At 43.6% G+C, this 26,781-nt stretch carries 24 protein-coding genes; 14 read left to right on the forward strand and 10 right to left on the reverse strand.

Translation table 11 applies throughout. The features are described 5' to 3' along the window. Positions 1–14: 14 nt before the first annotated feature. Positions 15–356: a hypothetical protein gene (locus ABDW02_RS19945; RefSeq protein WP_343637800.1), complete on the forward strand. Its 342-nt coding sequence runs from the start codon at positions 15–17 to the stop codon at positions 354–356. A 257-nt stretch (positions 357–613) separates the two neighbouring features. Here ABDW02_RS19945 and ABDW02_RS19950 read toward each other — a convergent pair whose 3' ends face one another. The 4 genes from ABDW02_RS19950 to ABDW02_RS19965 form a co-directional block, all read right to left on the reverse strand. Next, positions 614–763, reverse strand: coding sequence for a GxxExxY protein (locus tag ABDW02_RS19950; RefSeq protein WP_343637876.1), 150 nt, complete (start codon positions 761–763; stop codon positions 614–616). Between the two features lie 254 nt (positions 764–1,017). After that, positions 1,018–2,292 carry a serine hydroxymethyltransferase gene (gene glyA, locus ABDW02_RS19955; RefSeq protein WP_343637802.1) on the reverse strand — a complete coding sequence of 425 codons (1,275 nt, stop codon included), beginning with the start codon at positions 2,290–2,292 and terminating at the stop codon, positions 1,018–1,020. A 319-nt stretch (positions 2,293–2,611) separates the two neighbouring features. Then, entirely contained in the window at positions 2,612–3,367 is a 756-nt protein-coding gene (locus ABDW02_RS19960; protein WP_343637805.1) for an NlpC/P60 family protein, read from the reverse strand. Continuing rightward, positions 3,364–3,942 carry a DinB family protein gene (locus ABDW02_RS19965; RefSeq protein ID WP_343637807.1) on the reverse strand — a complete coding sequence of 193 codons (579 nt, stop codon included), beginning with the start codon at positions 3,940–3,942 and terminating at the stop codon, positions 3,364–3,366. The genes ABDW02_RS19960 and ABDW02_RS19965 overlap by 4 nt, the downstream gene beginning before the upstream one ends. 99 nt (positions 3,943–4,041) lie before the next feature. On the opposite strand from ABDW02_RS19965, the gene ABDW02_RS19970 reads away from it, so the two are divergent. From ABDW02_RS19970 to ABDW02_RS19990, 5 genes are all read left to right on the forward strand, one after another. Further along, entirely contained in the window at positions 4,042–7,650 is a 3,609-nt protein-coding gene (locus tag ABDW02_RS19970) for a T9SS type B sorting domain-containing protein (protein ID WP_343637809.1), read from the forward strand. 197 nt (positions 7,651–7,847) lie between these two features. After that, on the forward strand, positions 7,848–8,204 hold the full coding sequence (locus ABDW02_RS19975; RefSeq protein ID WP_343637811.1) for a hypothetical protein: 357 nt from the start codon (positions 7,848–7,850) through the stop codon (positions 8,202–8,204). Between the two features lie 2 nt (positions 8,205–8,206). Further along, positions 8,207–9,793 (forward strand): T9SS type A sorting domain-containing protein, encoded by a 1,587-nt coding sequence (locus tag ABDW02_RS19980; RefSeq protein WP_343637813.1) that lies wholly within the window; start codon positions 8,207–8,209, stop codon positions 9,791–9,793. A 97-nt stretch (positions 9,794–9,890) separates the two neighbouring features. After that, positions 9,891–11,930, forward strand: coding sequence for a T9SS type A sorting domain-containing protein (locus ABDW02_RS19985; RefSeq protein ID WP_343637815.1), 2,040 nt, complete (start codon positions 9,891–9,893; stop codon positions 11,928–11,930). Positions 11,931–12,006: 76 nt separating this feature from the next. Next, positions 12,007–12,570 (forward strand): hypothetical protein, encoded by a 564-nt coding sequence (locus ABDW02_RS19990; RefSeq protein WP_343637817.1) that lies wholly within the window; start codon positions 12,007–12,009, stop codon positions 12,568–12,570. On the opposite strand, the gene ABDW02_RS19995 is transcribed toward ABDW02_RS19990, so the two are convergent. From ABDW02_RS19995 to lpcA, 3 genes are all read right to left on the reverse strand, one after another. Further along, on the reverse strand, positions 12,571–12,993 hold the full coding sequence (locus ABDW02_RS19995) for a hypothetical protein (protein ID WP_343637818.1): 423 nt from the start codon (positions 12,991–12,993) through the stop codon (positions 12,571–12,573). Between the two features lie 175 nt (positions 12,994–13,168). Continuing rightward, positions 13,169–14,944 carry a hypothetical protein gene (locus ABDW02_RS20000; RefSeq protein ID WP_343637820.1) on the reverse strand — a complete coding sequence of 592 codons (1,776 nt, stop codon included), beginning with the start codon at positions 14,942–14,944 and terminating at the stop codon, positions 13,169–13,171. Continuing rightward, entirely contained in the window at positions 14,937–15,506 is a 570-nt protein-coding gene (gene lpcA, locus ABDW02_RS20005) for a D-sedoheptulose 7-phosphate isomerase (protein ID WP_343637822.1), read from the reverse strand. Before lpcA ends, ABDW02_RS20000 begins: the two co-directional genes overlap by 8 nt. Positions 15,507–15,620: 114 nt before the next feature. On the opposite strand from lpcA, the gene ABDW02_RS20010 reads away from it, so the two are divergent. After that, a complete protein-coding gene (locus ABDW02_RS20010; RefSeq protein ID WP_343637824.1) occupies positions 15,621–16,043 on the forward strand; it encodes a hypothetical protein in 423 nt (140 codons plus the stop codon). Between the two features lie 45 nt (positions 16,044–16,088). On the opposite strand, the gene ABDW02_RS20015 is transcribed toward ABDW02_RS20010, so the two are convergent. Continuing rightward, positions 16,089–17,336, reverse strand: a complete 1,248-nt coding sequence (locus tag ABDW02_RS20015; protein WP_343637826.1) for a sensor histidine kinase — start codon at positions 17,334–17,336, stop codon at positions 16,089–16,091. A gap of 157 nt (positions 17,337–17,493) precedes the next feature. Here ABDW02_RS20015 and ABDW02_RS20020 point away from each other — a divergent pair, with 157 nt between their 5' ends. Further along, complete coding sequence (locus tag ABDW02_RS20020) at positions 17,494–18,276, forward strand: SDR family oxidoreductase (RefSeq protein ID WP_343637828.1); 783 nt, start codon at positions 17,494–17,496, stop codon at positions 18,274–18,276. A gap of 97 nt (positions 18,277–18,373) precedes the next feature. Here the strand turns inward: ABDW02_RS20020 and ABDW02_RS20025 are convergent, their stop codons facing one another. Further along, positions 18,374–19,330, reverse strand: a complete 957-nt coding sequence (locus ABDW02_RS20025; RefSeq protein ID WP_343637878.1) for a phosphoribosylaminoimidazolesuccinocarboxamide synthase — start codon at positions 19,328–19,330, stop codon at positions 18,374–18,376. Between the two features lie 17 nt (positions 19,331–19,347). Beyond that, entirely contained in the window at positions 19,348–20,379 is a 1,032-nt protein-coding gene (locus ABDW02_RS20030; RefSeq protein ID WP_343637830.1) for a PhoH family protein, read from the reverse strand. A gap of 100 nt (positions 20,380–20,479) precedes the next feature. Here ABDW02_RS20030 and ABDW02_RS20035 point away from each other — a divergent pair, with 100 nt between their 5' ends. The 6 genes from ABDW02_RS20035 to dnaN all read left to right on the forward strand — a co-directional run bounded on the left by ABDW02_RS20035 (position 20,480) and on the right by dnaN (position 26,700). Continuing rightward, complete coding sequence (locus tag ABDW02_RS20035; RefSeq protein WP_343637832.1) at positions 20,480–21,328, forward strand: SAM-dependent chlorinase/fluorinase; 849 nt, start codon at positions 20,480–20,482, stop codon at positions 21,326–21,328. A 146-nt stretch (positions 21,329–21,474) separates the two neighbouring features. After that, positions 21,475–21,798, forward strand: coding sequence for an antibiotic biosynthesis monooxygenase family protein (locus tag ABDW02_RS20040; RefSeq protein WP_343637834.1), 324 nt, complete (start codon positions 21,475–21,477; stop codon positions 21,796–21,798). A 74-nt stretch (positions 21,799–21,872) separates the two neighbouring features. Continuing rightward, a complete protein-coding gene (locus ABDW02_RS20045; protein WP_343637836.1) occupies positions 21,873–22,628 on the forward strand; it encodes an ABC transporter permease subunit in 756 nt (251 codons plus the stop codon). A 4-nt stretch (positions 22,629–22,632) separates the two neighbouring features. After that, positions 22,633–24,441 (forward strand): Gldg family protein, encoded by a 1,809-nt coding sequence (locus ABDW02_RS20050; protein WP_343637839.1) that lies wholly within the window; start codon positions 22,633–22,635, stop codon positions 24,439–24,441. Between the two features lie 4 nt (positions 24,442–24,445). After that, a complete protein-coding gene (locus tag ABDW02_RS20055) occupies positions 24,446–25,483 on the forward strand; it encodes a hypothetical protein (RefSeq protein ID WP_343637840.1) in 1,038 nt (345 codons plus the stop codon). Positions 25,484–25,581: 98 nt separating this feature from the next. Continuing rightward, on the forward strand, positions 25,582–26,700 hold the full coding sequence (gene dnaN, locus ABDW02_RS20060) for a DNA polymerase III subunit beta (RefSeq protein WP_343637842.1): 1,119 nt from the start codon (positions 25,582–25,584) through the stop codon (positions 26,698–26,700). Positions 26,701–26,781 lie beyond the last annotated feature (81 nt).

A 26,781-nucleotide genomic window follows, 5' to 3' on the forward strand; every position in this document is an offset into this window, starting at 1 on the left:
TTAGTAGCAATAACATGGAACAAGCTGAATTCTTAGAGCAAAAAGTATTTAATGATTTGAAAAACCTGAATGACGGGTTCGATAAGTCGGGAAACCTTCATTTCAATGAATGGGATTTTGCTATCGTACTGGATCGCTGTGAATACTTCGGAATTTCGATCTATGAAATCCAGGCTTGGCTCGACGGTGCTTTACACGATACGGCAATTCATGAAAAATTTCGCAAGAAAGCTACTGATTCGTCCTGGTACAAAAAAGCATTGATGACTTTTTCAACGCGCCAAAAAGGACTGACATTCACCGCATCCTATAAAGTTTCCCCAAAGCTGCTGGCACGACAGGATAAAACCACATAGATTAATAAAAAACCACATAGGACACATAGAGCACATAGTTTTTTTGTTGTGATTGGGAAAACGATTGATCCGCACTGTTTTTCACGAAGGTAATTGGTGGTTTCGCTTCGCTCTCAGTTTTTTTACCACCAAGGACACTATGATAGGGTAATTGAACATAGGTACATAGGTCACATAGACCTACCTATGTTATTTATAAACAGACACCTTTTTTGGTATGTACTACAGGAGGTGTATTGACCGGGTAAAGCGGTTGGTTATTCCTGCAAGTTTCGATACCGTTCATTGACCAGTGTTTTCTGACCTTCCCGAAAGATATTCATGCAATTAAAATTAATGAGAATTCCTTTAGGCGCATCCAGCAGTTTCATATAGCTTAAAAGTTGAGCCTCAAATATTGGTTCGATTCAATTGATCTAAATAAGATTTTGTCATAAATAGGAATAATGATTATATACTTTAATATAACAAAAATTGGTATAATATCCTATCTCTTTCCTATGGTACTAAATAGGTTGACCTTAAAACGAGTTTAAAAACACTATAACTTCGATCATCTTCAGAATTATAATCCCTACAGCGCTATGTGACCTATGTGCCTATGTGGTTCAATAAAAAAGGTCGCGATAACCGCGACCTTTATATTCTAGTTAGTACTTATTTACCACGTAAACAGCGGTCGTGTGCTCATCAGGGCATTCACTTCAGAACGCACCGAGCGAATCGTCTCTTCATCACCGATATTCATCAACACCCGGTCAATCAGTTTCACGATCGTTGGGATCTCAGTTTCCTTGATTCCGCGGGATGTAATTGCAGAAGTCCCTACGCGGATCCCTGAAGTAATGAATGGCGATTCCGTATCAAACGGCACCATGTTCTTGTTTACCGTAATGTCTGCCAGTACCAGGTTGTTCTCAGCATCCTTTCCGGTTACTCCCTTGGAACGCAAATCGATCAGCATGCTGTGGTTGTCCGTTCCTCCGGAAATGATCTTGTAACCCAATTTGGTGAATTCCTCCGCCATCAAAGCAGCGTTTTTCTTCACCTGGGACATGTATGTTTTGTAATTATCACTCAACGCTTCACCGAATGCAACTGCTTTCGCTGCGATCACGTGCTCCAACGGCCCGCCCTGGATTCCCGGGAATACTGCTGCATCCAGCAAAGCTCCCATAGACTTCGGGTTTCCGTTGTTCCACTTCAATCCGAACGGATTATCGAAATTGTGGCGCATCATGATGACACCTCCGCGTGGTCCGCGCAAAGTTTTGTGTGTCGTTGTAGTAACGATGTGACAATGGTCCAACGGATCATTCAGCAATCCGGCTGCGATCAATCCTGCCGGGTGCGAAATATCTGCCAGGATCAATGCTCCTACTTCGTCCGCGATCTTGCGGATGCGTGCGTAATCCCAATCTCTGGAATAAGCGGAAGCTCCACAAATAATCATTTTTGGCTTTTCGCGGCGTGCCACTTCTTCCATCATGTCGTAATCAACCAATCCTGTTTCCTGGCTTACACCATAGAAATGCGGTTCGTACAATTTCCCGGAGAAGTTTACCGAAGAACCGTGAGTTAAGTGTCCACCGTGGCTCAAATCAAATCCCAGGATTTTATCTCCCGGCTTCAAACAAGCTAAGAAAACCGCTGCATTTGCCTGAGCTCCTGAGTGTGGCTGAACGTTCGCCCAGGTTGCTCCGAATAATTTGCACAAACGATCGATCGCCAGTTGCTCCACTTTATCTACTACTTCGCAACCACCATAATAGCGTTTTCCCGGAAGTCCTTCTGCATATTTGTTAGTCAATACAGAACCCATTGCTTCCATCACCTCATCAGAGACAAAATTTTCAGACGCAATTAATTCAATTCCATGTTCCTGACGCTGTCTTTCTGCAGCAATTAAGTCAAATACTTCCTGATCGCGTTTCATGCTTATTTTTTATTTAGTTCAAACAGTTTAAAAAGTTCAAAAGTTCCATTTTTAAAACTCCTGGATTAAACGTGACTGAGTCCCGAAGTTACGGGAAAGTCAACCTTTAATGTCCGGCAAATATAATTCGATTTCATCAGAAGGGCTTCACTTTCCGAAATTATCTCTCACATTATTTAGGACGGGTCAGAAGGTTCTATAAAGCGTGCTTCAGGCATGGATCAAGCATAGATACTCCACCTTTGGTGTCAGATGAAGACAAATCCCTAAGCCAACAAAATTCGCAATTCGCAATTCGCAATTCGCAATTCGCAATTAATTAAAGTCGCTTAATAGAATGCAATTTATGCGAATGCACTTCATCGATCTTCCGGGTAATTCCTTTGGAACTGAAATCATCGATCCGCACATAGCCGTGCGCGTGGATAATCTCGTCTTTATTGACCAGCAGGCCCACGTGATGAATGTTCCCGGCATCGGAAATGAAGAAAGCCAGATCACCAGCCTCTCTGTCCTCAAAATCAATTTCCTGTCCCACTTCCTGCTGCTGCGAAGAATTGCGCGGTAACTGGTAATTGAATACGCGGTGAATCTGCTGCATAAATCCGGAACAATCGATTCCGAACATCGTTTTTCCACCCCACAAATAAGGAGCATTCAGGTAACTTTTCGCAAAATCGATCACAGATTTCGGGAAAGTATCTTCTTCGTTCAAAAAACGGTACTCCGATTTTCCAATGTGAAAGGTTTCTTCTGCGTCTCCGGGACGAAAAAAGCCTTTGGTCAGCGTTTGTCTTCCTTCCGGCCCTTCAATGATGCGGAATTCGGAGTGTTCCACCACCAAACCATCCAACCAGCGGGAAACTTCCTTCTCTCTCAGGTCCTGGACTTGTTTCGAATCGATCCAGCCTTCATACCCGTCCATAAACGAACGGATTTTCACCCACTGATTATACACTTCGATGATCTCAACCAGCTCACCGAACAAAAGCTGAGTAACTATTTCTGCGCGGTCACTTGAATCTCCGCGAACGGGTGCAATACTTGCTTTGCAAAATGCGTGAATTCTGCTCACTTTTTAGGGAATTGAGGATTTTTTGCCAGTTTTAAAGCCTGTTCGATGTGCCGCTCGTTGTGATAAGCCACAAACAACAACGCATCTCCCAAACGAAGGCGTACCAGTTTGGAAATAGAGATCGGCACCTTGACCTTCTTCAGATTCACGGCAACCGATTTTTCAATAATGTTCAGAAATTCGTGCTGCCCGTCCATCAGTGTTTTGATTTCCTGGCCGGTCACCAAAGAAGGATTCACGGAAGGGTTGTATTCTCCCGGAGCATTGAACTTTCGTTTCACATTCCGGGCGTTTCCGAGTTTCATCGACATCCAGGCAGATTTTCCCAAAGGCGATGAGGTATAATTAATCCGTGGAATGCGAAAACGGGTTCTGTCAATCCGGTCGTTTAAGGTCGAATGGTAAAACTTCGCGTAAGCATTCAGATGGGCAAAAATTTCGGCTAAACTCCAGGTTGCAGGGTTGGGTTTCCAGTTCAACTGGTTCTCTGAATAATGTGAAAACTTCGATTTTAATTGTTGGATATTTTTCTCTGTAATTGTTGCAACTTCGTTGAAGACCCATTGAGTTGTCATAATGCCTCGAATTTATATCAAATATAACCAGAGCAATTTGATTGGCAAAAGTTACACTCAAAAAAGCAACCTTTTTAAACATTTTCCTATCTTTCACATATGAAGCCGATTTTTGGAATCTTTTGTGCCCTTGTTTTTTACGTGCAATGCTATGCGCAGGAAATCGAACATCAGCATCCGTCGCATTATGCATTGATTGAAAACAAAGGACAATGGGACTCCAAAGTATTGTTCCAGTCTAAATCCCAGGGAAACAATATCTGGGTGCAGCAGCACGGTTTTATTTACGACATCCGCGATTATTCACCCATGAGGCGTGCACATGCTCAGAAATCGACAGATACGTTGGTGAGTGATCAGCTGCAGGGAGTTTTAGCCGGTGCCCATTTCCTGAATTCCAACGAAGTCAGCGAAATTGTCAAAGAAAAAGCGTTGCCTTATTACTACAATTATTTCCTGGGAAATGATTCCACCAAATGGGCTTCTGACGTCAAAAGTTTCCGGGAGGTTACACTAAAGAATTTCTACAACGGGATTGATCTGAAGGTTTTTGATACCCCGGAAAAATTCAAATACGAATTGTGGTGTTCACCCGGAAGTCCGATCCAGGAAATCCAAATCGACCTGGTTAATTTCGACCAGGTTTCCATCAACAAAAACGGCGACCTGGTTCTTAAGACCAAACTGGGAGAAATCATCGAACAAAAACCGGTTGCCTGGCAAATGCTCAATGGAAAACTGACACCGGTTACCTGTTCATTCAAATTGAACGGCCGGGTGGTTTCCTTTAAACTTGGAAAGTTCGATCCGCTTGCAAGTGTCATCATTGATCCGGTTTTAGTATTCGCAACCTATTCAGGTTCGCCATCTGACAACTTCGGGATGACAGCCACCTACGGACACGACGGCTCGGCCTATTCAGCCGGAACACTTTTCGGAAACGCCTATCCGACTCCCGACAATTCTGCCTATGATGTAACATCGAATTTCACCGCTGTAACGAATCCAACTTACGGAATTACGGATGTCTATGTTTCCAAGTATTCTCCGGACGGTGAAGACATGATCTGGACCACATTTTTGGGAGGTGGAAACGGTACACAGGGAACCGAAACAGCACATAGTTTAATCTGCGATAAAAACGACAACCTGTATATTTACGGCGCTACTTCAAGCACTGATTTTCCCATTGTAGGCGGTTACCAAACAGCACACGCGGGAGGTTCTTCCGCTTCAAACTTTTACTTCAACGGCGTTTATTTCACGAACCAGGGAACGGATATTTATGTGGCCAAACTGAGCGCAAACGGCCACAACTTACTGGCATCTACCTACATGGGTGGTTCACTGAACGATGGTATCAACACCAAAGTAACATCGGGGACTTACAACTCAGTTGCCAGTTACGATTCATTAACCACTAATTACGGGGATAATTTCCGGGGCGAGATCATGATCGATTCACTGGGAAATTGCCTGGTCGCTTCCTGCAGCAGATCCAACAACTTCCCTACTTTAAATGCTTTCCAACCAACATTGGGAGGACAACAGGACGGCGTACTTTTCAAACTGAACAGCAACCTGAGCACCTTGATCTGGTCGAGCTATTTCGGAGGAAGCAATAACGATGCTTGTTATTCCGTAAAAATCGATTCCAGCTACAATGTGGTCTTTTCAGGCGGAACATCCAGCCTCAATATTCCGGGAACAACCGGCGGATTAAACCCGAATTACCTGGGTGGAAAAGCAGATGGATTTGTCGGGAAACTGACTCCCAACGGACAAACATTACTGCAAAGCACTTATCTGGGGGCTAATCAATACGACCAGGCATTTTTCGTTGAGATCAACCGGAATGATGAGATTTTTGTCCTGGGCCAATCCGTGGGAGGAAATTTTCCCGTAGTCAATTCACAAAGCTATCCGGGCAGCAGCCAGTTTATCGCCAAATTGAACCCAACGCTCACATCCATTGTCAATTCCACTGTTTTCGGAAACGGAAACCCGGGAATCAACATTTCTCCTGCAGCATTTCTGGTTGATATTTGCGGAAATATGTACGTTTCAGGATGGGGAGCAAATATCCTGCAATCGACGCCGTTAAGCGGAATGCCGTTAAGTGCGGATGCCTATCAAAATACCACTACCGGTTACGATTTTTACTTGTTTGTTTACAAACGTGACTTTTCGGGATTACTTTACGGAAGCTATATGGGAGGAGTTTCGGCAGAAGAGCATGTGGATGGAGGAACTTCCCGATTTGACAAAAACGGGGTGGTTTACCAAAGTGTTTGTGCAGGCTGTAACACCTGTGGGGGTTGTCCGAATGTAAACAGTGATTTCCCAACGACTCCGAATGCCTGGTCGAACCTGAATCTGAACGATACCGATTTAAATCCCGGATCAAATAATAATTGCAACAACGTGGTCTTCAAATTTGATTTCCAGTTATTGCCGAAGGCGGAATTTAATCCTTCCGGATTGGGTGGCTGTGAAGATTTCACCGTTACATTTACCAATACCAGCTCACCTTCCGATTCCTACGAATGGGATTTCGGGAACGGTGTTACTTCCACGATATTCTCACCGACTGTCACTTATACGGAGCCGGGCGTTTACGATGTGCAATTGCGCGTTACCGATTCGGTGTGTTTATTGACTGATACGAACCAGATTACGATCACTGTTTTGCCGGACATTCAACTGGCGGTTTCAAACGACACGATTTTGTGTTCACCGATGCCCCTGGTGTTTACTGCAAATTCATTCGGTTCGGCAGATTACTTTGTCTGGTCTTCCACTGATCAGTTCACCGACACGTTGAATGCAACAGTAGCGGATTCCGTATTGAACATTACTCCTGGCGCAACAACCACTTATTATGTCCGGGCGGGAAATGCCTACTGTTCGAAAATCGACAGCGTCACCGTTTATTTTATTGGAGGAAGCCTGACCATCACCGGAAATGATTCCATCTGCCTCAATGAGCCGACAACATTAACGGCCGATATACAGGTGCCGGGCGTTACTTTCAATTACGTTTGGAGCCCGACCAGCATCCTGACAGCTACCGCCCAGCAAAATGTAGTCATCGCAAATCCTCCAGTTAGCCAATGGGTCTATGTGGATGCAAACGGTTCAAACGGTTGTTTTGACAGAGATTCCATTTACATTGCTGTCGGAACATTATCCGGATCCGTAAGCGCACAGGCAAACCCGGAATATGTGGTTCCCGGAAACAGCACTACGTTAACCGCATCACCTTCCGGATATTCGTACGTTTGGTATCCACAGGCAGGATTATCCAGTCCAAACAGTCAGATCACTCAGGCAACTCCTGAACAAACGACCTTGTATACTGTTAGCATCACAGACGGAATCTGCACCAAATCCGCTTCTGTCAAAGTAAATGTACTGGAAGTTGTTTGTGACCGCACCTATGTTTACGTACCGAACGCCTTTTCTCCGAACGGGGATTTGGAAAACGACGTGTTGTACGTCAGAAGTGCCATTGCCACTAAAATCCTCTTCCGTGTTTTTGACCGTTGGGGAGAAATGGTGTTTGAAACAACCGATCAAAACATTGGATGGGACGGAACTTTCCGCGACAAACTCCTGAAACCGGATACCTACGACTACTACCTGGAAGCAACCTGCGTGCAGGGAGAACAGAAGATCATCAAAGGAAACGTGACACTTATTCGCTAATACGGTTTACACCGGTTGAGTCTTGAACATTCGAACCATGCTTTCATCCTGAAAACAGGATAAAGAACTTATTCCGCCAACATTACCGATTTATGAACTCAAAGTATTGTTTTGTAAACTCAAAATGTTAAAACACTTGTTTTTAACGACCTATGTAAAAATTAGCTCTAACTTTATGCCTAACTTATTACTACAAAATGGTCAAAACTCTAGCTATTACTCTTGCACTAGTTGCGTTTCAAATTACTGCTTTTTCACAACAAAGTAATCTGGAAGACTCCAAAAGGTACATCAAAATCATTCTCGATTCCGAGATTACTCCGGAAGCTCAATCAGAAATTTCACAAGCATTTAAACAAATGCCGGGAGTCAGGACTTCCAGAATGGACAATTCTACCGGAATTTATCTGGGTATTTATACGCCGAATGAAAATCTTTCGGACCAAACTTTTTTGAATTGGTTTATAAATCGTGGATATGAGGTTACCTGTTATTATGATGCCGCGTATGTGGAAGGCAGCATGATAGAATTATCCAAAAATAACTGCCGCTGATCATGAAAAATTTACTATTACTACTCACTCTTTGCCAACTCACAAGTATTTTCGGACAATCAGACAATTGTACCGGAACAGTCCCAACATTAACCGTAGGAGCAACTTGTACAGCTACCAATTATTCCATTCCCACCTCCTTTTCCGATAATTTCAGTTCGGAACCTTCCTGCGGGTGGGATGATGTAGATGGTTTTTACCAATTTACGGCAACATCGAACTACACAACTGTAACCATTACCGATGCTACTGCAAACGGGCCAAATCCCGGATTGATGATCGTATCGGGAACCTGTGGAGGAACGTTTACCGCTCTTGGCTGTTCACAGACCGGGAACGGGGTGAATGAAAGTGTGAGTTTTTCGACAGTAGCAGGTCAAACGTACTATGCCGTTATTTTTGCTACCAATGCTGCAAATACCGGTCCTCCGACCCAGGCAACCAATGGAACGATTTGCGCCGTTCAAAGCACCTATTCAGGTCCTGTAGTCGCTTCCGATTGCCCGAATTATGTAAATATTTGCAGCAATGCGGGTTTCCAGATCGATCCGAACGGATATGGTTCCATCAATGAAATTCCTGCAGCCGGTTCCGTGGGAAACCCGATATACGATCCGTTTTTTGGGCCTTCAAGTCCCTGGGGAGGCGGAAACATGGGATGCCTGCAAATCGGCGAATCGAACAGTACCTGGATGGTTATCAATGTGTACACGGCCGGAAATTTAGCCTTTTCATTCGGAGCCGGCGGCTCACAGGCGGGTTATTACGACTGGATCATGTATCCTTACACCGGACCGGGAACCTGCGGCGCGATCTCAAGCAATTCTCTTGCACCTGTCAGATGCAACTGGAATGCCGTGAATTCAGGAGGAACCGGGTTGGCTTCTACATTGCCGGCGGGAGGAGACTGGGGAAATTATGAACCTCCGTTAGCCGTTACGGCCAATTCTCAATACATTATTTGTTTCTCCAACTATAGTTCAGCTACTTCAACGGTACCTATTGCATTCAACGGTACGGCAACGGTGGGCTGTTCTGCATTGGGCGTAAATATGGCCAATTTTACTGTAAAAACAGATTGTGAAACAACCCAGGCAACCCTCTCCTGGGAAGCCCCGACTGAAAGTTCAAGCACCTATGAAGTTCAACGAAGTTATACCGGTGAAACGTGGGAAATTATAGGAAATGTAACTGAACCATCCGGTTCTTCCGATTCGAAACAGTTCGTATTCAGAGATGACCTTGAAAAGGACAAACTGATTTTTTACCGGTTGAAAGAAATTCATTCCAACGGTAAATCTGATTATTCCGAATTAAAATCAGTAACCTGCAAATCGGGTATTAGTCCAAACACCTTATCTCCAAACCCTTCATCGGAGTTGACAAACCTAACGTATTATTCAAAACAACCGGGAACATTGCATATTTTTGATGCAGTAGGAAGACTTATTGAACAAATACCTTTGGAGGATACGAAAAGTAAAATTGTTTTGAAACCGATCAATGTTTCCAACCTTCAAAACGGCGTTTACCGCTTTGTTATGGATTTAGGGAACGAATCGTCTACCATCCAGTTTGTTAAGAAATAAAAACGTTTTTATTAAGATTTCAATAGTTAAAGAGAAAAAGGACACCTTCTTCTCTTTTTCTTTGCCTATATTTAGGCATATTCTATACTCTTACTTTATGAAAAAACAATTACTCACTCTTGGTTTCTTATCAAGTATTGTGGCATTTGGTCAGACATTCACCGATAATTTTGACTCTTATACCGCAGGACAAAAATTATGTCCGCAAAGTGGTGGCGCATGGACAACCTGGAGTAATGCTCCCGGGGGAACAGAAGACGTCATGGTTTCCAATGCCGATGCAGCTTCGGGAAGCAACTCGCTGTACTTCTCCACTTCTTCGTCAACAGGCGGGCCAACAGATTTGGTACGCAACTTCGGGGTTTTGAATACCGGGCAATTCGACATGGATTTCAACATGAAGGTTGAAACCGGGAAAGCAGGTTACTTCAACTTCCAGCGAAATGCAACGATCGGCCAGGTGTGGGCGATGGATTGTTTTTTCAACGACAACGGAACAATTACGATCAACAATCAAAACGGGTTAAATTTCACAGGGGCGTCTTATCCGCAAAACACCTGGTTTAACTTCCGCATTGCGATCAATTTCAACACCAACAACTGGGAAGTTTTTATTGACAACGTTTCGGTAGGTTCGTTTGCGAATCCGGTAAACCAGATTGCGTCTATCGATATTTACCCGACGGATCAAAATGCTCCTTACAGCTGCGGATACTTCATGGATGATTTTCATACGGTAATTACTCCGTACTCACTTCCTTCCCTGAACGCGGCGGCAAACGGATTGTCATTCGACCAGGGAATGCTGGCAGGAAATGCTGTGACTCCGAAAGTAGTTGTCAGAAACCTGGGAACCACTCCGATCACTTCTTTCGAATTGGACGTGGATTACAACGGAAACAACATTCATCAAACCGTTACAGGATTGAACCTGGCTTCTTTGGCAACAACTACTGTTACCATGACCGGAACCCTGACTTTAACAGGAAGCAACATGCCGATGACAGCAACAGTAAGCAATGTCAATAATGCAGGAGCAGACATGGATGCAAACGACGACGAACTTTCCATTGATCTAAATCCTTTAACACCAGCCATGGGTAAAATGGTAGTTGGAGAAGAAGGAACAGGAACCTGGTGTCAATGGTGTCCGAGAGGAGCTGTGTTCATGGACATGATGGAAACAAAATACGACCAGTACTGGGCAGGAATTGCAGTTCATAACGGCGATCCTATGACAGTTACAGTTTACGATGACGGAATCGGAGGATTGGTTTCCGGTTATCCTTCAGCTTTGGTTGACCGTATGAGCGTAATCGATCCTTCGGAAATGGAAGGTGATTTCTTAACGCGTGTGCAGGTTGCTCCGAAAGCATTGATCGAAAACGGTGCTACCTGGAATGCAACAACACGTGAATTAAAAGTATCAACATCTGCAAACTTCTTATCTTCAGCAACAAGCTCCTACAAATTGGGAATTGTTCTTACGGAAGACGAAGTAACGGGAACTTCCAGCAACTACAACCAGGCAAATGCGTATGCAGGTGGTGGCCAGGGAGCAATGGGCGGTTTTGAATCATTGCCAAACCCGGTACCGGCAGCACAGATGGTTTACGACCATGTTGCCAGAGCTATCGAACCAAGCTTCACAGGATATGCAAATAGCTTCCCGGCAACTGTAAACGCCGGAGAAACACATACAATCACAGCTACATTTACTATTCCGGCTACCTGGGACGAAACGAAGATCCACATCGTTGGATTGTTGTTCAATCCTGCGGGACAAATCGACAACGCAGGAAAAGCGACTATTACAGAAGCAGTAGCAAACGGATTTGTAGCAGGAACAGATGTTACGGCTGGATTGAACGATTTGGTACAAATTGACGATTTGGTACAGGTTTATCCGAACCCGGCTACAACAAGCGTTTCTGTGAACCTTCAAATCAAGGAACAAAGCGATGTGACCATTTCCGTAACGGATGTTGCAGGAAAAGAAATTTCCAGCAAAAACTACGGTCAAATGAACGGTGCTTCCGTGATTACGATCAATACAAGCAACACACCTGCGGGAGTTTATTTTGTAAATGTAAAAATGAACAACGCAGTTACCCAGAAAAAAGTGATTATCCAATAATTCATTCAGGGAAATAAAACGCAGGGCGTCCTGGCTAAGCCAGGACGCCCTTACTATTTTTTACTACTTTTGTTGCATGAAATGGATTGGAAACCGAATTAGTTATCTCGACGATCAAAACAAAACAACGTTCATCATCACACCCGAACAAATCGGATTTGTAAAAGCACTCATGGGTGCCTGGTGTTTTATGTGGTTTGCGATCGGGGCAACCATTATCTGGTCACTTTTCACCTTCAAATTCACACAGCAGGAACAAGTGATCCTCGGGGTTTTCATGGTCTTCTGGCTTTACTACTTCATCCGTGTCGGAAGAACTTTTTTGTGGATCATGTATGGCCGTGAGTATATCAAGGTCGATAAAATCTCGTTAACGATCAAAACAAGTATCGGAACTTACGGCAAAGCTAAAGAATACTACCTGGAAAACATCAAAAAAGTGCGTGTTTCCGTTCCGAAGGAAAACTCTTTCCAGGCGGCATGGGAAAACTCTCCGTGGATACGCGGAGGTGAACGCATTGAGTTCGATTACCTCGGAAAAACGATCCGCTTCGGCAGAAAGCTGAATCAGCAGGATTCCAAACTCCTGTTCCAGCTCATGACCAAACGCATTGAAGACCAACTCAAGAAAAAGCGCTGATTAAATCACAATTCGCAACACTTCTTCGCGGTCCATTCCTTTTCGTAAATGCTCCAGGATAATCGGGAATTTTTCATCGATGCGTTCCGGGGTAAAACCTAATTCAACGCCCAATCTTCTGACCAGTTTGGTCTCATTGTTATCCATATTCCCGTCAATTCCCAAAAGCTGGATCAACTGAATAAAACGCTCGTAACGTTCTTCACGTGTAACCGGAGGAATAAACGGATAATCATCCGGATTTTCGCAAATCTCAGTAACCTGTTCTTCAGTCAAAGAAAGTTTCGTTGCGATCTTTTTCAATAGCTGGTTCTCAGCAAAACTGACGTTTCCGTCTATGCGTGCCAGCATGATCAGGTTTCTGAAATGTCCTTTTTGACGTGCCTGTTCTCCTGAATCGAAAATATGCGAAAATGAGCTCATGGTAGTGTTTTTTATAGTGTAAAAATGTTTAATAGTTTAATAAGTTCCAAATGTTCCAAATGTTCCAAATGTTCCAAATGTTCCAAATGTTCCAAATGTTCCAAATGTTCCAAATGTTCCACACTTTAATTTTTTTGAACCCTTTGAACTTTTTGAACCTTCTTTGAACTTATTTTTAATCCCGGATCAAACTGTATGCCTTTATTTTCAGTGATTCAACCACCGTTTCTTTCCCAGACGGATTCTCCACGTAAATCTGGATCCTGTCATCGGAATGATTAATAATGGGCAGATTGAAACGAACTTTCAAGGTATCGGCATCACCGGATTTTCTTTGCGTGGTCAACGGATAATTTTTCCAATTATACGTATTGTATTTACTGAACACTTCGAAATGGATGATTGAGGGAATTAAACTATCTCCATTGCGGTAAATAATCTCTGCATCAAACAAGGTTTCGTCGGTTTTCAACTTCGGAAAAAGCAGTCTTTTATCCACTAATTTACTGATCTTCCCGGGAATTCTCACTTTCCCGGTTTGACTGAAATCAATCGTTTCTACCCGGCCGAACTTCAGTTTTTCCGCATGAATGGTTTGCGGCCAGTTCGTATCGGAGCGATCCAGTTCCAGCCTGTTAGTCTGGTATTCAGGCATATCCAACTTCCCGAAAATGTACCAGTAATGTGCTTTGGTCATGCGATCCGGGTGCAAAATACCTTTCGAGTATTGGGCGGACTGAAAAACCGAAAGCCCGGTGGTAAGCACCAAAAATACCAATAAGGCCGGTTTTCCTGCTTTTGACCTTCCGATGGTCAGAATAGCAAATCCCAACGGCACCAATAAAAGCGGATATAAGTCTACCATCGCCCTGGAACCAAACGAAGCTGCGTACCACCAGCATTCCCAGGAAGAAAAAATCCACATGCATAACAGAAGCGCTCCGAACACAGGCCAAAAGAGGGATTTCCGTTGTTTGTAAAGAATAACGAATCCCGGGATGAGCAGCAGGAACACCGGAGAATAAAGCAACCAGCCTTTTTTATAGCTGAAAAGGAAGTCGATCACATGCGGATCCACTATAACCACTTCTTCCACGTGCATGTTCAGGATAAACCAGCTTCCTCCCAGTAATTTCCAATAAATCAACTGGGGAAGATTGAATAATAAACCCGCAAGCGGAAACAATAAAAGCGATTTCCAGTAAGCCAGCCTGGAAGTATACACGTTGCGCAGCATCAGCAATGGAAGAATTCCAAGCAGAACATGTGTCGGCCTGATGGCAGAAATCAACCCCAAAGTCAGAGCAGCGACCAGCAAATGCTTTCTTTTACCTGATTCCCGGACTTTCAAGAGGCAGTAAAACAGCAGTGCCACAAGCGCAAACAAATAAATGTGCTGCAACTGGTAAGCAAGTGTTGCTGTGGAATAGAAATTCGTACCGAAATAGACAAGTACCAAAAGTAAGGCTGTCAGCTGATCGGTGAAAAACAGTTTCAACACCTTATTCAGGAAGTAAATTCCCAGTAAAATAAACAGGAGCGCATTGAGCAAATACGTGATGTGATAAGGCTTGCTGAAACCGTCTTTCGGATATCCCAGCACTTTCGCGAACACATGGCCGACCGTATAAGCGGGCAATTCCAGGTAAGCCTGTCCCATGTGGTAAATATTCAACTTGTGCCCGTTATCCATTGTCTTGAGCTGATAAACGGGAACATCTCCGCAATAAGTATTCTGCACAGCCTGGAGTTCTTCCTGTTGCAGGTACAAATTCCGGTACTGGAAAAATTGTGTCAAATACATGTAATACCCGTATCCGTCATAGGCGCAGACACAGGTCGACTCCCCTTTGGCTACATCATTGATTTTGGCGGAAAAATTCAGTGTAAATACAGTGATGATGACCAGGTTTGTGATCTTTCGAATATTGGTTTTCAAAAAATCAATCATTCACTCCGTTTTCAATGTAATCGATCAGCGAATGAATGACCTTGATGTGAATTTCCTGGGCACGGTCTGCGTAATTCGAATGCGGCGCACGTATCTCCACGTCACAAAGCTCTGCCATTTTCCCTCCGTCTTTCCCGGTAAGTCCAACGATCTTCATTCCTTTGGCTTTTGCAGCTTCAATAGCGTGAAGTACATTTTTTGAATTCCCGGATGTCGAAATGGCTAACAAAACATCTCCGTTTTGCCCGAGTGCTTCCACATATCGGGAGAAAATAAAGTCGTAACCGTAATCATTCCCGACACAACTGATGTGGGACGGATCCGAAATACTCAAAGCAGGAATTGCTCTTCTGTCATCCCGGTATCTTCCCGTCAATTCTTCTGCAAAATGCATGGCATCGCACATCGAACCACCGTTCCCGCAGGAAATGATCTTTCCTCCTGACCGGATAGCCGAAACCATTAAATTACCTGCCTCACGGATCAGTTGGTGATTCGCTTCGTTGTTAAATTTTAGCAAAATTTCGAGCGCTTCGTTAAAATGGTCTGCTATTTGTTTCATGCCTCTGCAAATGGGATTGTTTGTCAAAAATAAATAATTATTGAGTGCAGTTACCATTTTGGATAAACTTGTTATATTTGAAATCGGAGTTGGCTCCTTAACACAAAAACAACTATGAAAAATATTCTACTTGCCATTCTAACTTTAACTTTAGGATATAGCGCATCAGCACAAGATGACTGTTTTAAGAAATTGGAAGATGCTTTTGCAAAAAGAGGTTCTTACACAGTTGCCGATGATATGCACCGAAATGTAATTGTTAGTTTCTTTACACCTGAGGGCACTGAATGTTTGACAGGTAAAGCGCGCGTTGAAAACGGATGTGTCGTTTCTGTTTTCCTTCAATACGATGATGGAACTTATTATTTGTTAGAGAAGAAGTTTTACAACCAAAAGAAGACAAACCCGGTAGTTACCAACGGAATTTCTGAAATGATCTTCACTGTAGACGGAGAAAAATTCAGAGTAGTATTTATCGACAAATTAAAGCCAAAAGCAAAATCATACAAACAGGCAAACTTGCCGGATGATTTGTAATCAATATAAGAAATTGGAATCCTGACATTCATCGTCAGGATTTTTTTATGCCCAAACGTCCTGTTCTTCCTGGTTCTTCAGCCTGAATTGATAACAAGTTCCCTCCTGCTCCATCCTTACTTCTTTTGTTCCGTCAAGCTGTTCCACCAAAGTGTCAATGAGAACCAATCCGAAAGAAGCCTCGTTTTCCTGCACCGGTTTCCACATTCCATTATCGGAATAGGTAATATCCAGCCAGCCTTCTTCACACTTTCGGATACGGATATCAATGCGCGCCTGCTGGTTTTCATCAAAAGCGTGCTTCAGGGAATTTGAAACCAGTTCGTTGACTAAAAGCCCCACAGGAATTAATGTTTTCAACCCGATCCGGTCGACCTCCGTTTGGATTTCGTATGCTACTTCCTGGCCTGTAATACTCAGGTTCATAATCTCGCGCACCATTTCATTGAAGTAATCTCCAACCCGGATTTGGGACAGGTTGTCATTCTGATACAATTTCTGATGGATCAAAGACATGGCCATAATGCGGTTAACGGACTCCTGGAACAACATCCGGAATTCAGGGTTCTCCACTTCCTGGCTTTGCATACGTAAAAGGCTCACCACAATTTGCAGGTTGTTCTTTACCCGGTGATGCACCTCGCGTATCAGGATTGTTTTTTCATCATTCTGCTGAAGAATCCGCGTATTCTGGTCTTTTATCCGGTCAAAGAATTCCAGCAGTTTATTCACCGAGTAACGGTTCAACTCCAAAAACAGGTAAAACAGGTAGAAGTTTAATGAAAACGCAGCAATGAATTCAATCAGCAAAGATACCTGCTGGTAAGAAGTCAATTCCTGTTGGATCCTGATTTGCCTGTTCAGGTAAAGAAAAACAAATACTCCGATAATACTGACTGCGAAAAACAACAGGATTAGTCCCAGTCTGCGTCCCAAAGTGAAAAACGCCAGAAAAACCACTGTCATCAGCCATAATACATCCACCAAATGGATCCTTACGTGATACATCATCAGGGAAAAAGCAACGATGATATAACCACATATCGAATAGATGTAAAAAACCAGCATGTAATTGGCGCTGTTCATTCTCATAATGAGTAAACAGACAGCACTTATAACCGTAGCAACAGCCATCATGCTGAAGCTTTCCATAGATTCAAAATAGCGGGTATAAGAAAGAATACCAAAAACGCATAAAAACAGGATGGACATGCGAAAAGCGAGCTTCACACGCAATTCTTCGAGGTACGTTACGACCTCGTCGGGAATAGAGCCAGATTCTAATGTTCTCAATTGATAGCAGTATGAATCGAATATACTCAAATTTTCCAATGCGACAGAAAAACTGCCGATCAAATTATGTTATCCGGAAACCTTGTTTTCGTGACTTCCTGATTTATAGAAACCTGTCTGAAATTTAAAGTAGATAATTGCGTATTTTCGTACCCGGATGAAACAGATAGCATGGATTACAGGCGCTTCATCGGGAATCGGTGAAGAAATTTGCAGACAATTGGCGCAAAAAGGATTAAAATTGATCTTATCAAGCAGAAGCGAAGACAAACTGATCGACTTGAAGAATTCCCTGCCCGATTCGGAGGAACACCTCATCGTTCCGCTTGACCTGGAGCATTCGGAACATTTTCCGGAGGTTGTCAAACAGGTTTTAGCAGAAACCAAACGAATCGACTTCCTGTATAATTGCGGAGGTTTGAGCCAGCGGGCCGAAGCCAGCGAAACATCGCTGGAAGTGGACAGACGCATCATGGAAATCAATTACTTCGGAACGGTGGCGCTTACGAAAGCGGTTTTACCATACATGCAGGAGCAAAAATCCGGTCACATCATCGCCATTTCCAGCATCGCCGGGAAATTCGGTTTCTACCTGCGTTCGGCTTACAGCGCCAGCAAACACGCTATCCAGGGATTTTTTGAAAGTTTATTGCTGGAAGAAGCCAAAAACAATATTTCCGTAACGATTGCTTTCCCGGGCAAGATCAACACTCCGATTTCGATGAGTGCTCTTGGGAAAGACGGGAAGGCTCACGGAGAAATGGACCACAACCAACAGACAGGAATGCCTGTGGAAGAATGTGTAGCCATCCTGTTGAAAGCCGTTGAAAAGAAGAAAAAAGAAATCCTGATCGGGAACAAGGAAATCAATGCGGTAACGCTGAAACGTTTTTTCCCTAAATTATTCTGGAAGATTATTGCGAAGCAAAGCGCTACTTAGGATTTTAAGATCCCAGGACATCAGGATATTAAGACTTGGTTCTACTAAGTTGGAAAATTCAAGTCTTAACATCCTAAAATCTTAAAGTCCTGAAGTCTTATATAATTCCTTTCTCCGCCAAAAACACCGCTACATTGGTTTCAATGCGCTTGTTGATGTTCGAAGTATCGCTTTTTTCGAAGGTATTTCCGGTGATTTTCTCATACAATTCGATGTAACGTTCTGTAATCGTTTCTACGAACGAATCCGGCATATCCGGCATTACCTGTCCGTCCAATCCCTGGAAATCGTGTTCGATCAGCCACTGACGCACAAATTCTTTGGAAAGCTGGCGCTGGTTTTCTCCTTTTGCCTGGCGTTCTTCATAACCGTCTGCATAGAAATAACGGGAAGAATCCGGAGTGTGAATCTCATCAATCAGAATCACTTCCCCGTTGCGGATCCCGAACTCATACTTGGTATCCACCAGGATCAAACCTCTTTCCGCAGCCATTTCTGTTCCTCTTTGAAACAAAGCACGCGTATACGCTTCCATCTTTTCGTAAATATCGGGTGGAACAATTCCTTTCTTCAAAATATCTTCCCGCGAAATGTCTTCGTCGTGGCCTTCGTCTGCTTTAGTTGCCGGAGTAATAATCGGCTCGGGGAAACGGTCATTCTCTTTCATTCCTTCCGGAAGCGCAACACCGCACAAAACACGCTTGCCCAATGCATATTCACGGGCAGAGTGACCAGCCAGGTAACCACGGATCACCATTTCAACGCGCACCGGTTCGCAGGCATAGCCAACCGCTACCGAAGGATCCGGCGTTCCGATCAACCAATTTGGAACAATATCGCGAGTAGCTTCCAGGAACATGGTTGCAACCTGATTCAACACCTGGCCTTTGAACGGAATTCCTTTCGGCAGAATGTGGTCGAAAGCTGAAATCCGGTCGGTAGCAACCATCACCATAATGTCGTTATCAATGGTATACACTTCACGGACCTTTCCTCTGTAAACATTCGTTTGTTTCGGGAATTTAAAATTGGTACTCGTTATTGTTTCGTTCAACATAAACTATAAATTGGTTATTTTCTTCTTGATTTTGGTTTCTTTTCCTCCTCTTCTGAAGTCCTGGAATCTGCTTCGGACTCTTTTTCGAATTTCTTCGCTTTTTCAATTGCTTCTGCTTTATCGAAGGCATCAATGATGCGCTTCACCAACGAGTGACGGATTACATCGCTTTGTGTCAGGCGAATGATCTCAATTCCTTCCACATCGTTCAGAATATCCAGGGCGTAAGACAACCCGGAGCGCTGACGGTGAGGCAAATCGACCTGCGACATATCTCCCGTGATCACGAATTGCGCTGTTTGTCCCATACGTGTCAGGAACATTTTCATCTGCATCATCGTGGCATTCTGAGCTTCATCCAGGATCACAAAAGCTTTATCGAGCGTTCTACCGCGCATAAATGCCAAAGGAGCAATCTCAATGATCCCGAATTCCAGCATATCAGCCAGTTTTTCCGGTGGAATCATGTCGCGCAGGGCATCATACAAAGGCATTAAGTACGGATCCAGCTTCTCTTTCAAATCCCCCGGAAGGAACCCAAGGTTTTCACCGGCTTCTACCGCAGGACGTGTTAAAACAATGCGTTTTACCTCTTTCGCTTTCAAGGCACGAACAGCCAATGCAACAGCCGTATACGTTTTCCCCGTTCCCGCAGGACCGACCGCAAAAACCATATCACTTTTGTTCACCGCCTGTACCAGTTTTCGCTGGTTCAACGTTTTAGCCTTGATTTTCACTCCTCCGTTCCCGTGAACAAGCGTTTCGGTTCCATCGGAAGAAAGCATGGCAGAACCATCGTCCAGCATGAGGTTGTCGATGTTGTTCTCCGTTAGAATATTGTATTGGTGAAAATGTGCCAGGATCAGTTCAAACTTCCGTTCGAATTCCTCCACGACCTCCGGATCACCGACAATCGTTAATTCGTTACCACGCGAATTGATCTTTAATTTCGGAAAAAAAGACCGGATGTGCTTCAGGTTGGAATTGTTAACTCCAAATAGTTCAGCAACATTGGCGCCTGTGATTTCAATTTTCTTCTCTGTCAATGTGAATAAATCTTTTGTTTGTAAGTTCCGGTTGTATTATTAACCCTTATTTTTGAAACAAATTTAATTAATTTTTCAACGGATACAGACCGATTTATAAATGGGAATTATCACTTTGACAACTGATATGGGATTGACCGACTATTATGTAGCGGTTTTGAAGGGAAACTTATTCAAGTTGGCTCCCCAGGCATCCGTTGTAGATATTACCCATCAGGTCCGTCCGTTCGACATTGCAGACGCCAGTTACTACATCCAGGCTTCGTTCCGGGAATTTCCGGAAGGCACCATCCACATCATTGGGGTAGACAGTGAACCGATCATCAATTCCAGCAACGGAGCTTATCCGAGCATCATGCTTTTTAAGGGGCATTATTTCATTTCGAACGACAACGGTATTTTTGCCCTGATCCTTCGGGAAGAAAGACCGGAAGGTTTCTGGCGGATCGATAATGTGCTTTCCAATCCGAAAGGATTCCGTTTTCCGGTCAAGAATATTTTTGTTCCCACGGCTGTACGAATTCTTAACGGGGAAGCATTAAATGACATCGGTTCGGAAGAAACTTCGTGGCGCATTGCACATACCGTAAACGCTGTGATCGAGGAAAACCTCATCAAAGGTTCCATTGTTCACATTGACCATTACGGAAATGCGATTACCAATATTACCAAAGAAATATTCAACCGGTTCGATGATGCTCCATTCACGATCCTGTTCCGGAAACGCGAATACTACATCGATGAGATATCAAGTACTTACAACGATGTAGCTCCGGGAGAACGCCTGGCTTTTTTCAACGACAATAACCTGCTGGAAATTGCCATTAACAAAGGCGCCACAGGAAACGGCGGCGGCGCAGATTCCCTGTTCGGATTACGCGTGAACGATCTGGTGCGTATAGAATTCACTCCGCGCGGATCGGCAAAAACCATAGACTCTTTGTTTTGACTCCAAAACAAGTTTCAATGAGATCCAAAAGTTTAAATAGTTTAATGAAATGAAAATCGCTTTAGCACAAACATTTTGATTCAGATACCTATCGAAACTTAGAACTTTTTGAACTTTGAACTTTTGAACTCTTTAAACCAAATGAAATGTTGACACGAATTGTGAAACTGACTTTCCAGGAAGAAAAAACAGCTGATTTCCTTGCTTTTTTTGACACGATCAACACACGGGTAAGTACGTTCGAGAATTGTTACGGCATGCGTCTGATGCAGGATATTCATCACCCGAACATTGTTTTCACTTACAGTAACTGGAAGGACGAGGCAGCGTTAAACAAGTACCGGGATTCGGATTTGTTCGGCGGAGTCTGGTCTACCATCAAACCCTGGTTCGGTGGCAAACCGGAAGCCTGGAGTGTAAACACTTATTTTGAAGATGGCTCGTTTGAACCCAACCATCTGCCTGAATAAACGTTTATAGCTACTCGAACAGAATTTAAACAGATTCTCAATATTGTTCTTATTTTTGCCGAAGTTAATTAGATATGAAAGCACTTTACTGGAAAGAGATCAGGAGTTTTTTAGGCTCGGTTATCGGATATATCTTCATTGTCATTTTCCTCGTGTTTACCGGAATAATGCTTTGGCTTGTCAGCGGCCCTTCCAATTTGATGGAAGGTGAAGAAGCCGATATGATCCCGTTTTTCAACGTTGCTCCCTATGTATTGTGCGTACTGATCCCCGCGATTACCATGCGGATGATTGCGGAAGAGCGAAAAACAGGAACCATCGAATTGCTTTTCACCAGGCCGATTACCGATTTCCAGATTATTGCCGCCAAATACCTTGCCGGCGTAACACTGTTACTGATTTCCCTGCTTCCCACGCTGATTTACTACTACAGCATGGTAAGTCTAGGTGCAGATGCTTTTGACGAAGACGGCGTTGCAAAAACCGTGATCGACGAAGGAGCCACTTTCACTTCTTACCTGGGATTAATTTTACTGGGTTCCTGCCTGATTGCAATCGGGATTTTTTCTTCTGCAATTACGAGTAACCAAATCGTTTCGTTTATTATCGCCATGTTCCTTTGCTGGTTGTTCTACGATGGATTCGACCAATTGGGATCCTTCAACCTGATGGGCGATTTCGATATTGTATTCCAGTACCTGGGACTTTGGTCGCATTATGCAAGTATCAAAAAAGGAGTTATTGATACGAGCGATCTCATTTATTTTTTCGGGATGATTGCAATTTTCTTAGCTGCAACCCTTACAGTTGTTAAATCTTTGAAACGTTAATCCGATGGCTGAAAGTAATCACAAAGTAAAGAAGTTCTACAATTGGATCGTATTGGCAATCATTGTAGGAGTTGTTGTATTCCTGAACATTATCGGAACATTCCTGTATTCACGGATTGATATGACCGAGGACGAGCGTTATTCGCTTTCTGCCGGTTCTATTGAATTCCTGGAAAAAATGAAGGAAGACGGCAAGAACAATAACAAAGTCAACCGCTTATACCTGAAGATTTACCTGGAAGGAAAACTTCCTGCAGAGATCAAACGCTTCAGAAATGCCGTTGAAGATAAACTGGCGGAATTCAAAGAAATTGCAGGAGACCGCATCGAATACGAATTCATCGATCCGCTTGACGGAACAGAAGCGGAACAAAATGCACTTTTCCAGGATCTTTATGCCAAAGGAAAAGGAATCATTCCACTGGAAATCGTTTACCAAAAAGACGGTTCCCAAACGCAAATGACTTTGTGGCCGGGAGCATACATCGAATACGAAGGAGCTACCAAAAACCAGATCCAGTTATTGCCGGGTTCCCCTCAGGGACAACCTGCACAATTATCGAAAGAATTCTCCGAAACGACGATCCAGAACTCCATCAACAACCTGGAATACATGCTGATCTCGGCATTGAGAAGAACCATTCAAAAACAAAAGCCGCGCATTGCTTTCATCGGCGGACACGGAGAGTTACGTTTTGCGGAAACACAACGTGTACGTGCATTGCTGGAGCCATACTACTCGGTAGAAGATGTGGTGATGAAAGATTCTTTGAGAGCTTTGGACGGATTCACAGGAGCAATCATTGCAAGGCCGAGAACCGCTTATACAGATAAAGATCTTTACATCATCGATCAGTTCGTGATGCGTGGAGGAAGACTGATGTGTTTCTTCGACAAACTGACTTTCCCGCAGGATTCTTTGAACAAAACCGGAATGGTCAGCACGGTCAGAACAGAACTCGGACTGGATAAATTGCTGTTTGATTACGGAATTAAAACAGACGACAACTACGTCATGGATGTTCGCTGTGCTCCTATCCAAACACCATTTGCCAAGCAAAGTTTATTGCCGTGGTTCTTTTACGTAGCTGCAACACCGACCAAACATCCGATCGCACGGAATATCGAACCGGTTATGCTTCGTTACGCATCACAGATCCAATTAATCCCGAATGAAACACGCCTGGTTTCTCCGGTTTTGACCAGTTCAACAAATTCACGCGTTACCGGTATGGCACCTTTGATCAGTCTTGCCATGCCAATGAACTACGGAAAAGTTCCGATCCTGGCAGATAATCCGACATCGGAAAACAACAAAATCTGTTTGGCCGGAATGTCGGAAGGGAAATTCGATTCGCATTTCAAAAACCGTTTGACGGATGAATTCGCCAAAAACCCGGAATCCGGATTCCTGACCAGCAGTAAAGAAGAAGGAAAAGTACTGGTAGTTGCGAACGGTTCGTTCATTGCCAATTACTACGATTCGATGCCAAGTAAAACAGGTCAGATGATGTACCGTCCGATCTCGTTCAATAACCTGCGCTACGATGAAGTAATGGCACAAATGCGCATGCAGCCGTTGATTTACGGAAACCAGGAATTCTTCCAGAACATGGTCGATTACATGATGGGTGACAATTCCGTACTGGATATTCGCAGTAAGCAAATCGACATTCACCCGATCGACAAGGAAAAAATCAAGGACCAGCGGACCAAGTACATGTTAATCAATGTAGTTGTTCCTTCCCTGTTCATTATTTTATTGGCAATTTTATTATTCTACTTGCGCAAACGCCGTTACGCACGTTCTTAGTTATATGAAAAGAATTATCATCGTTATTTTGGGGATCGCCCTGTTAGTGGGATTAGGAATTTTCACTTCCCAGTTAATCAGCAAAAAAGGAAAATCGGATGAAAAGCTGGCAGCTTTCAACTTTGATATCAAAGATACGGCATCCGTAAACAAGATTATCATTACCGAGCCGAACGGGATGGAAATGACGTTGGTACGCCATGGAAACTCCTGGACAGATGACAAAGGAGGATGCGTTCAGCCGGTTCAGGTATTCAATATCCTGGAAGCACTTTACAACGTACGATTCAAAGGATATGTTCCGGAAAACTCAGTGAAAACGGTTATCAACCGCATCTCAACGATTGGTATCAAAGTACAGTATTTCCAGAACGACGACTGGAGCAAAACCTGGTATATCGGCGGATCAACTTCCGACCACCACGGAACTTACATGCTGGTAGAATCCGAAGAAGCCGGAAAAAGTGACTTGCCGGTTATTGCAGAGATCAAGGGAATGAAAGGAATCATTGAACCGCGTTTCTTTGCCGATCCTAGAAAATGGCAGTGTTCCGGAATTTTTGCCTACCAAATGCAGGAAATCGCAGAAGTGAACGTAAAGTTTACGGAAAGACCGGACAGAAGCTTCGAAGTGCGCAAGATTAAGAACCAATACTTGGTGAAATTCGGAGGCAAATATTTAACAAGCCTGGATACCAATATGGTTTACCGTTACCTGTTGAACTTCAAACGTATCAACTTCGAAAATCCGAATTACGAACTGAATGACAAGCAGTTGGACAGCCTGAAAAGATCCAGACCTTTCTGCGAATTAAAGGTTCGTACAACCAAAGGAGAAAAGAAAAAATTGCGCATGTTCCGCATCAAAGCAACCGGCGAAGGGGAAGTGGACGACTTTGGCGACAAAGTGACCTACGATATTAACAGATTCTGGTGTGAACTTCCGGACGGACAAGTTGTTAAATGCCAGTATTTCGTCTTCAACCCTTTACTCATGGGGCATATCTACTTCAATCCGAACAGGTACGCAACCACCCAATAGGTTAATATCTCGTTGAAAACTGTCGTTAAAGAGTTGGATTTTCAAAGATTCATCGCTTGAATAATTGGTATATTTGTTCTCGTAAATAACCAATCAGTATGAATTTTATCGTATCCAGTACGAATTTATTACGTCATCTTCAAAGCATCAGCGGTGTTTTAAGCACTAGCAATACTTTGCCGATCCTTGATAACTTTTTGTTCAACATTTCGGACAGTCAATTGATCATTTCTGCTTCCGACCTGGAAACAACCATGCAGACAACCATGGAAGTGGAGGCAACGGATTCAGGCAAAGTGGCCATTCCTGCTAAAATGCTTTTGGATGTATTGAAGAACCTTCCGGATCAGCCGTGTACTTTCAAGATCGATCCTGCATCTTTCGGAGTGGAGATTGTGTACGACAACGGTAAATCCAAAATGGTCGGATTCAACGGTGAAGAGTTCCCGAAAACTCCGGGTATTGAAAACAGTACGAGTATCCGTATTTCCGGTGAAATTATTTCCAGCGCAATCAACAAAACACTTTTTGCCGCAGGAAATGATGATTTACGCCCGGTAATGAGCGGTATGTACTGCCAGTTCAGCCCTTCAGACATTACGTTCGTAGCAACGGATGCACACAAATTGGTTCGCTACCGCAGAACAGACGGACAAGCAACAGGAGGTTCCGCATTCATTCTTCCGAAAAAACCATTGAACCTGTTGAAATCCAACTTGCGTGGTGACGAAGAAGTTCAGGTAGAATACACGGATTCCAATGCGATTTTCACCTTCAACGACATCGTTTTGATGTGCCGTTTGATCGATGGGAAATACCCGAACTACGAAGCGGTAATTCCGAAAGAAAATCCAAATATCCTGATCGTTGACCGTTTGCAGTTCTTAGGAGCCATCAAACGTGTTTCGATCTTTGCCAATAAAACAACACACCAGGTAAAATTGAAAATTGCCGGAAGTGAATTGAATATTTCTGCAGAAGACCTGGATTTCTCCAACGAAGCAAACGAGCGCCTGACTTGTAATTACGACGGAACAGATATCGAGATTGCGTTCAACAGCCGCTTCCTGATGGAAATGCTGAACAACATCGATGCTCCTGAAGTAAAAATCGCAATGAGTGAACCAAGCAGAGCAGGTCTTTTGATGCCGAATACTTCCGACAACGAAAACGAAGATATTTTGATGCTGGTAATGCCGGTAATGATTAACAGATAACAAACTGATTATCAAAATAATTGAAAACAGGGGTGAGAAATTTTTCACTCCTGTTTTTTTTAACCCCGTTTTTTTGGCACG

It is taken from the genome of Fluviicola sp., from assembly GCF_039596395.1.
Taxonomy (GTDB): domain Bacteria; phylum Bacteroidota; class Bacteroidia; order Flavobacteriales_D; family Crocinitomicaceae; genus Fluviicola.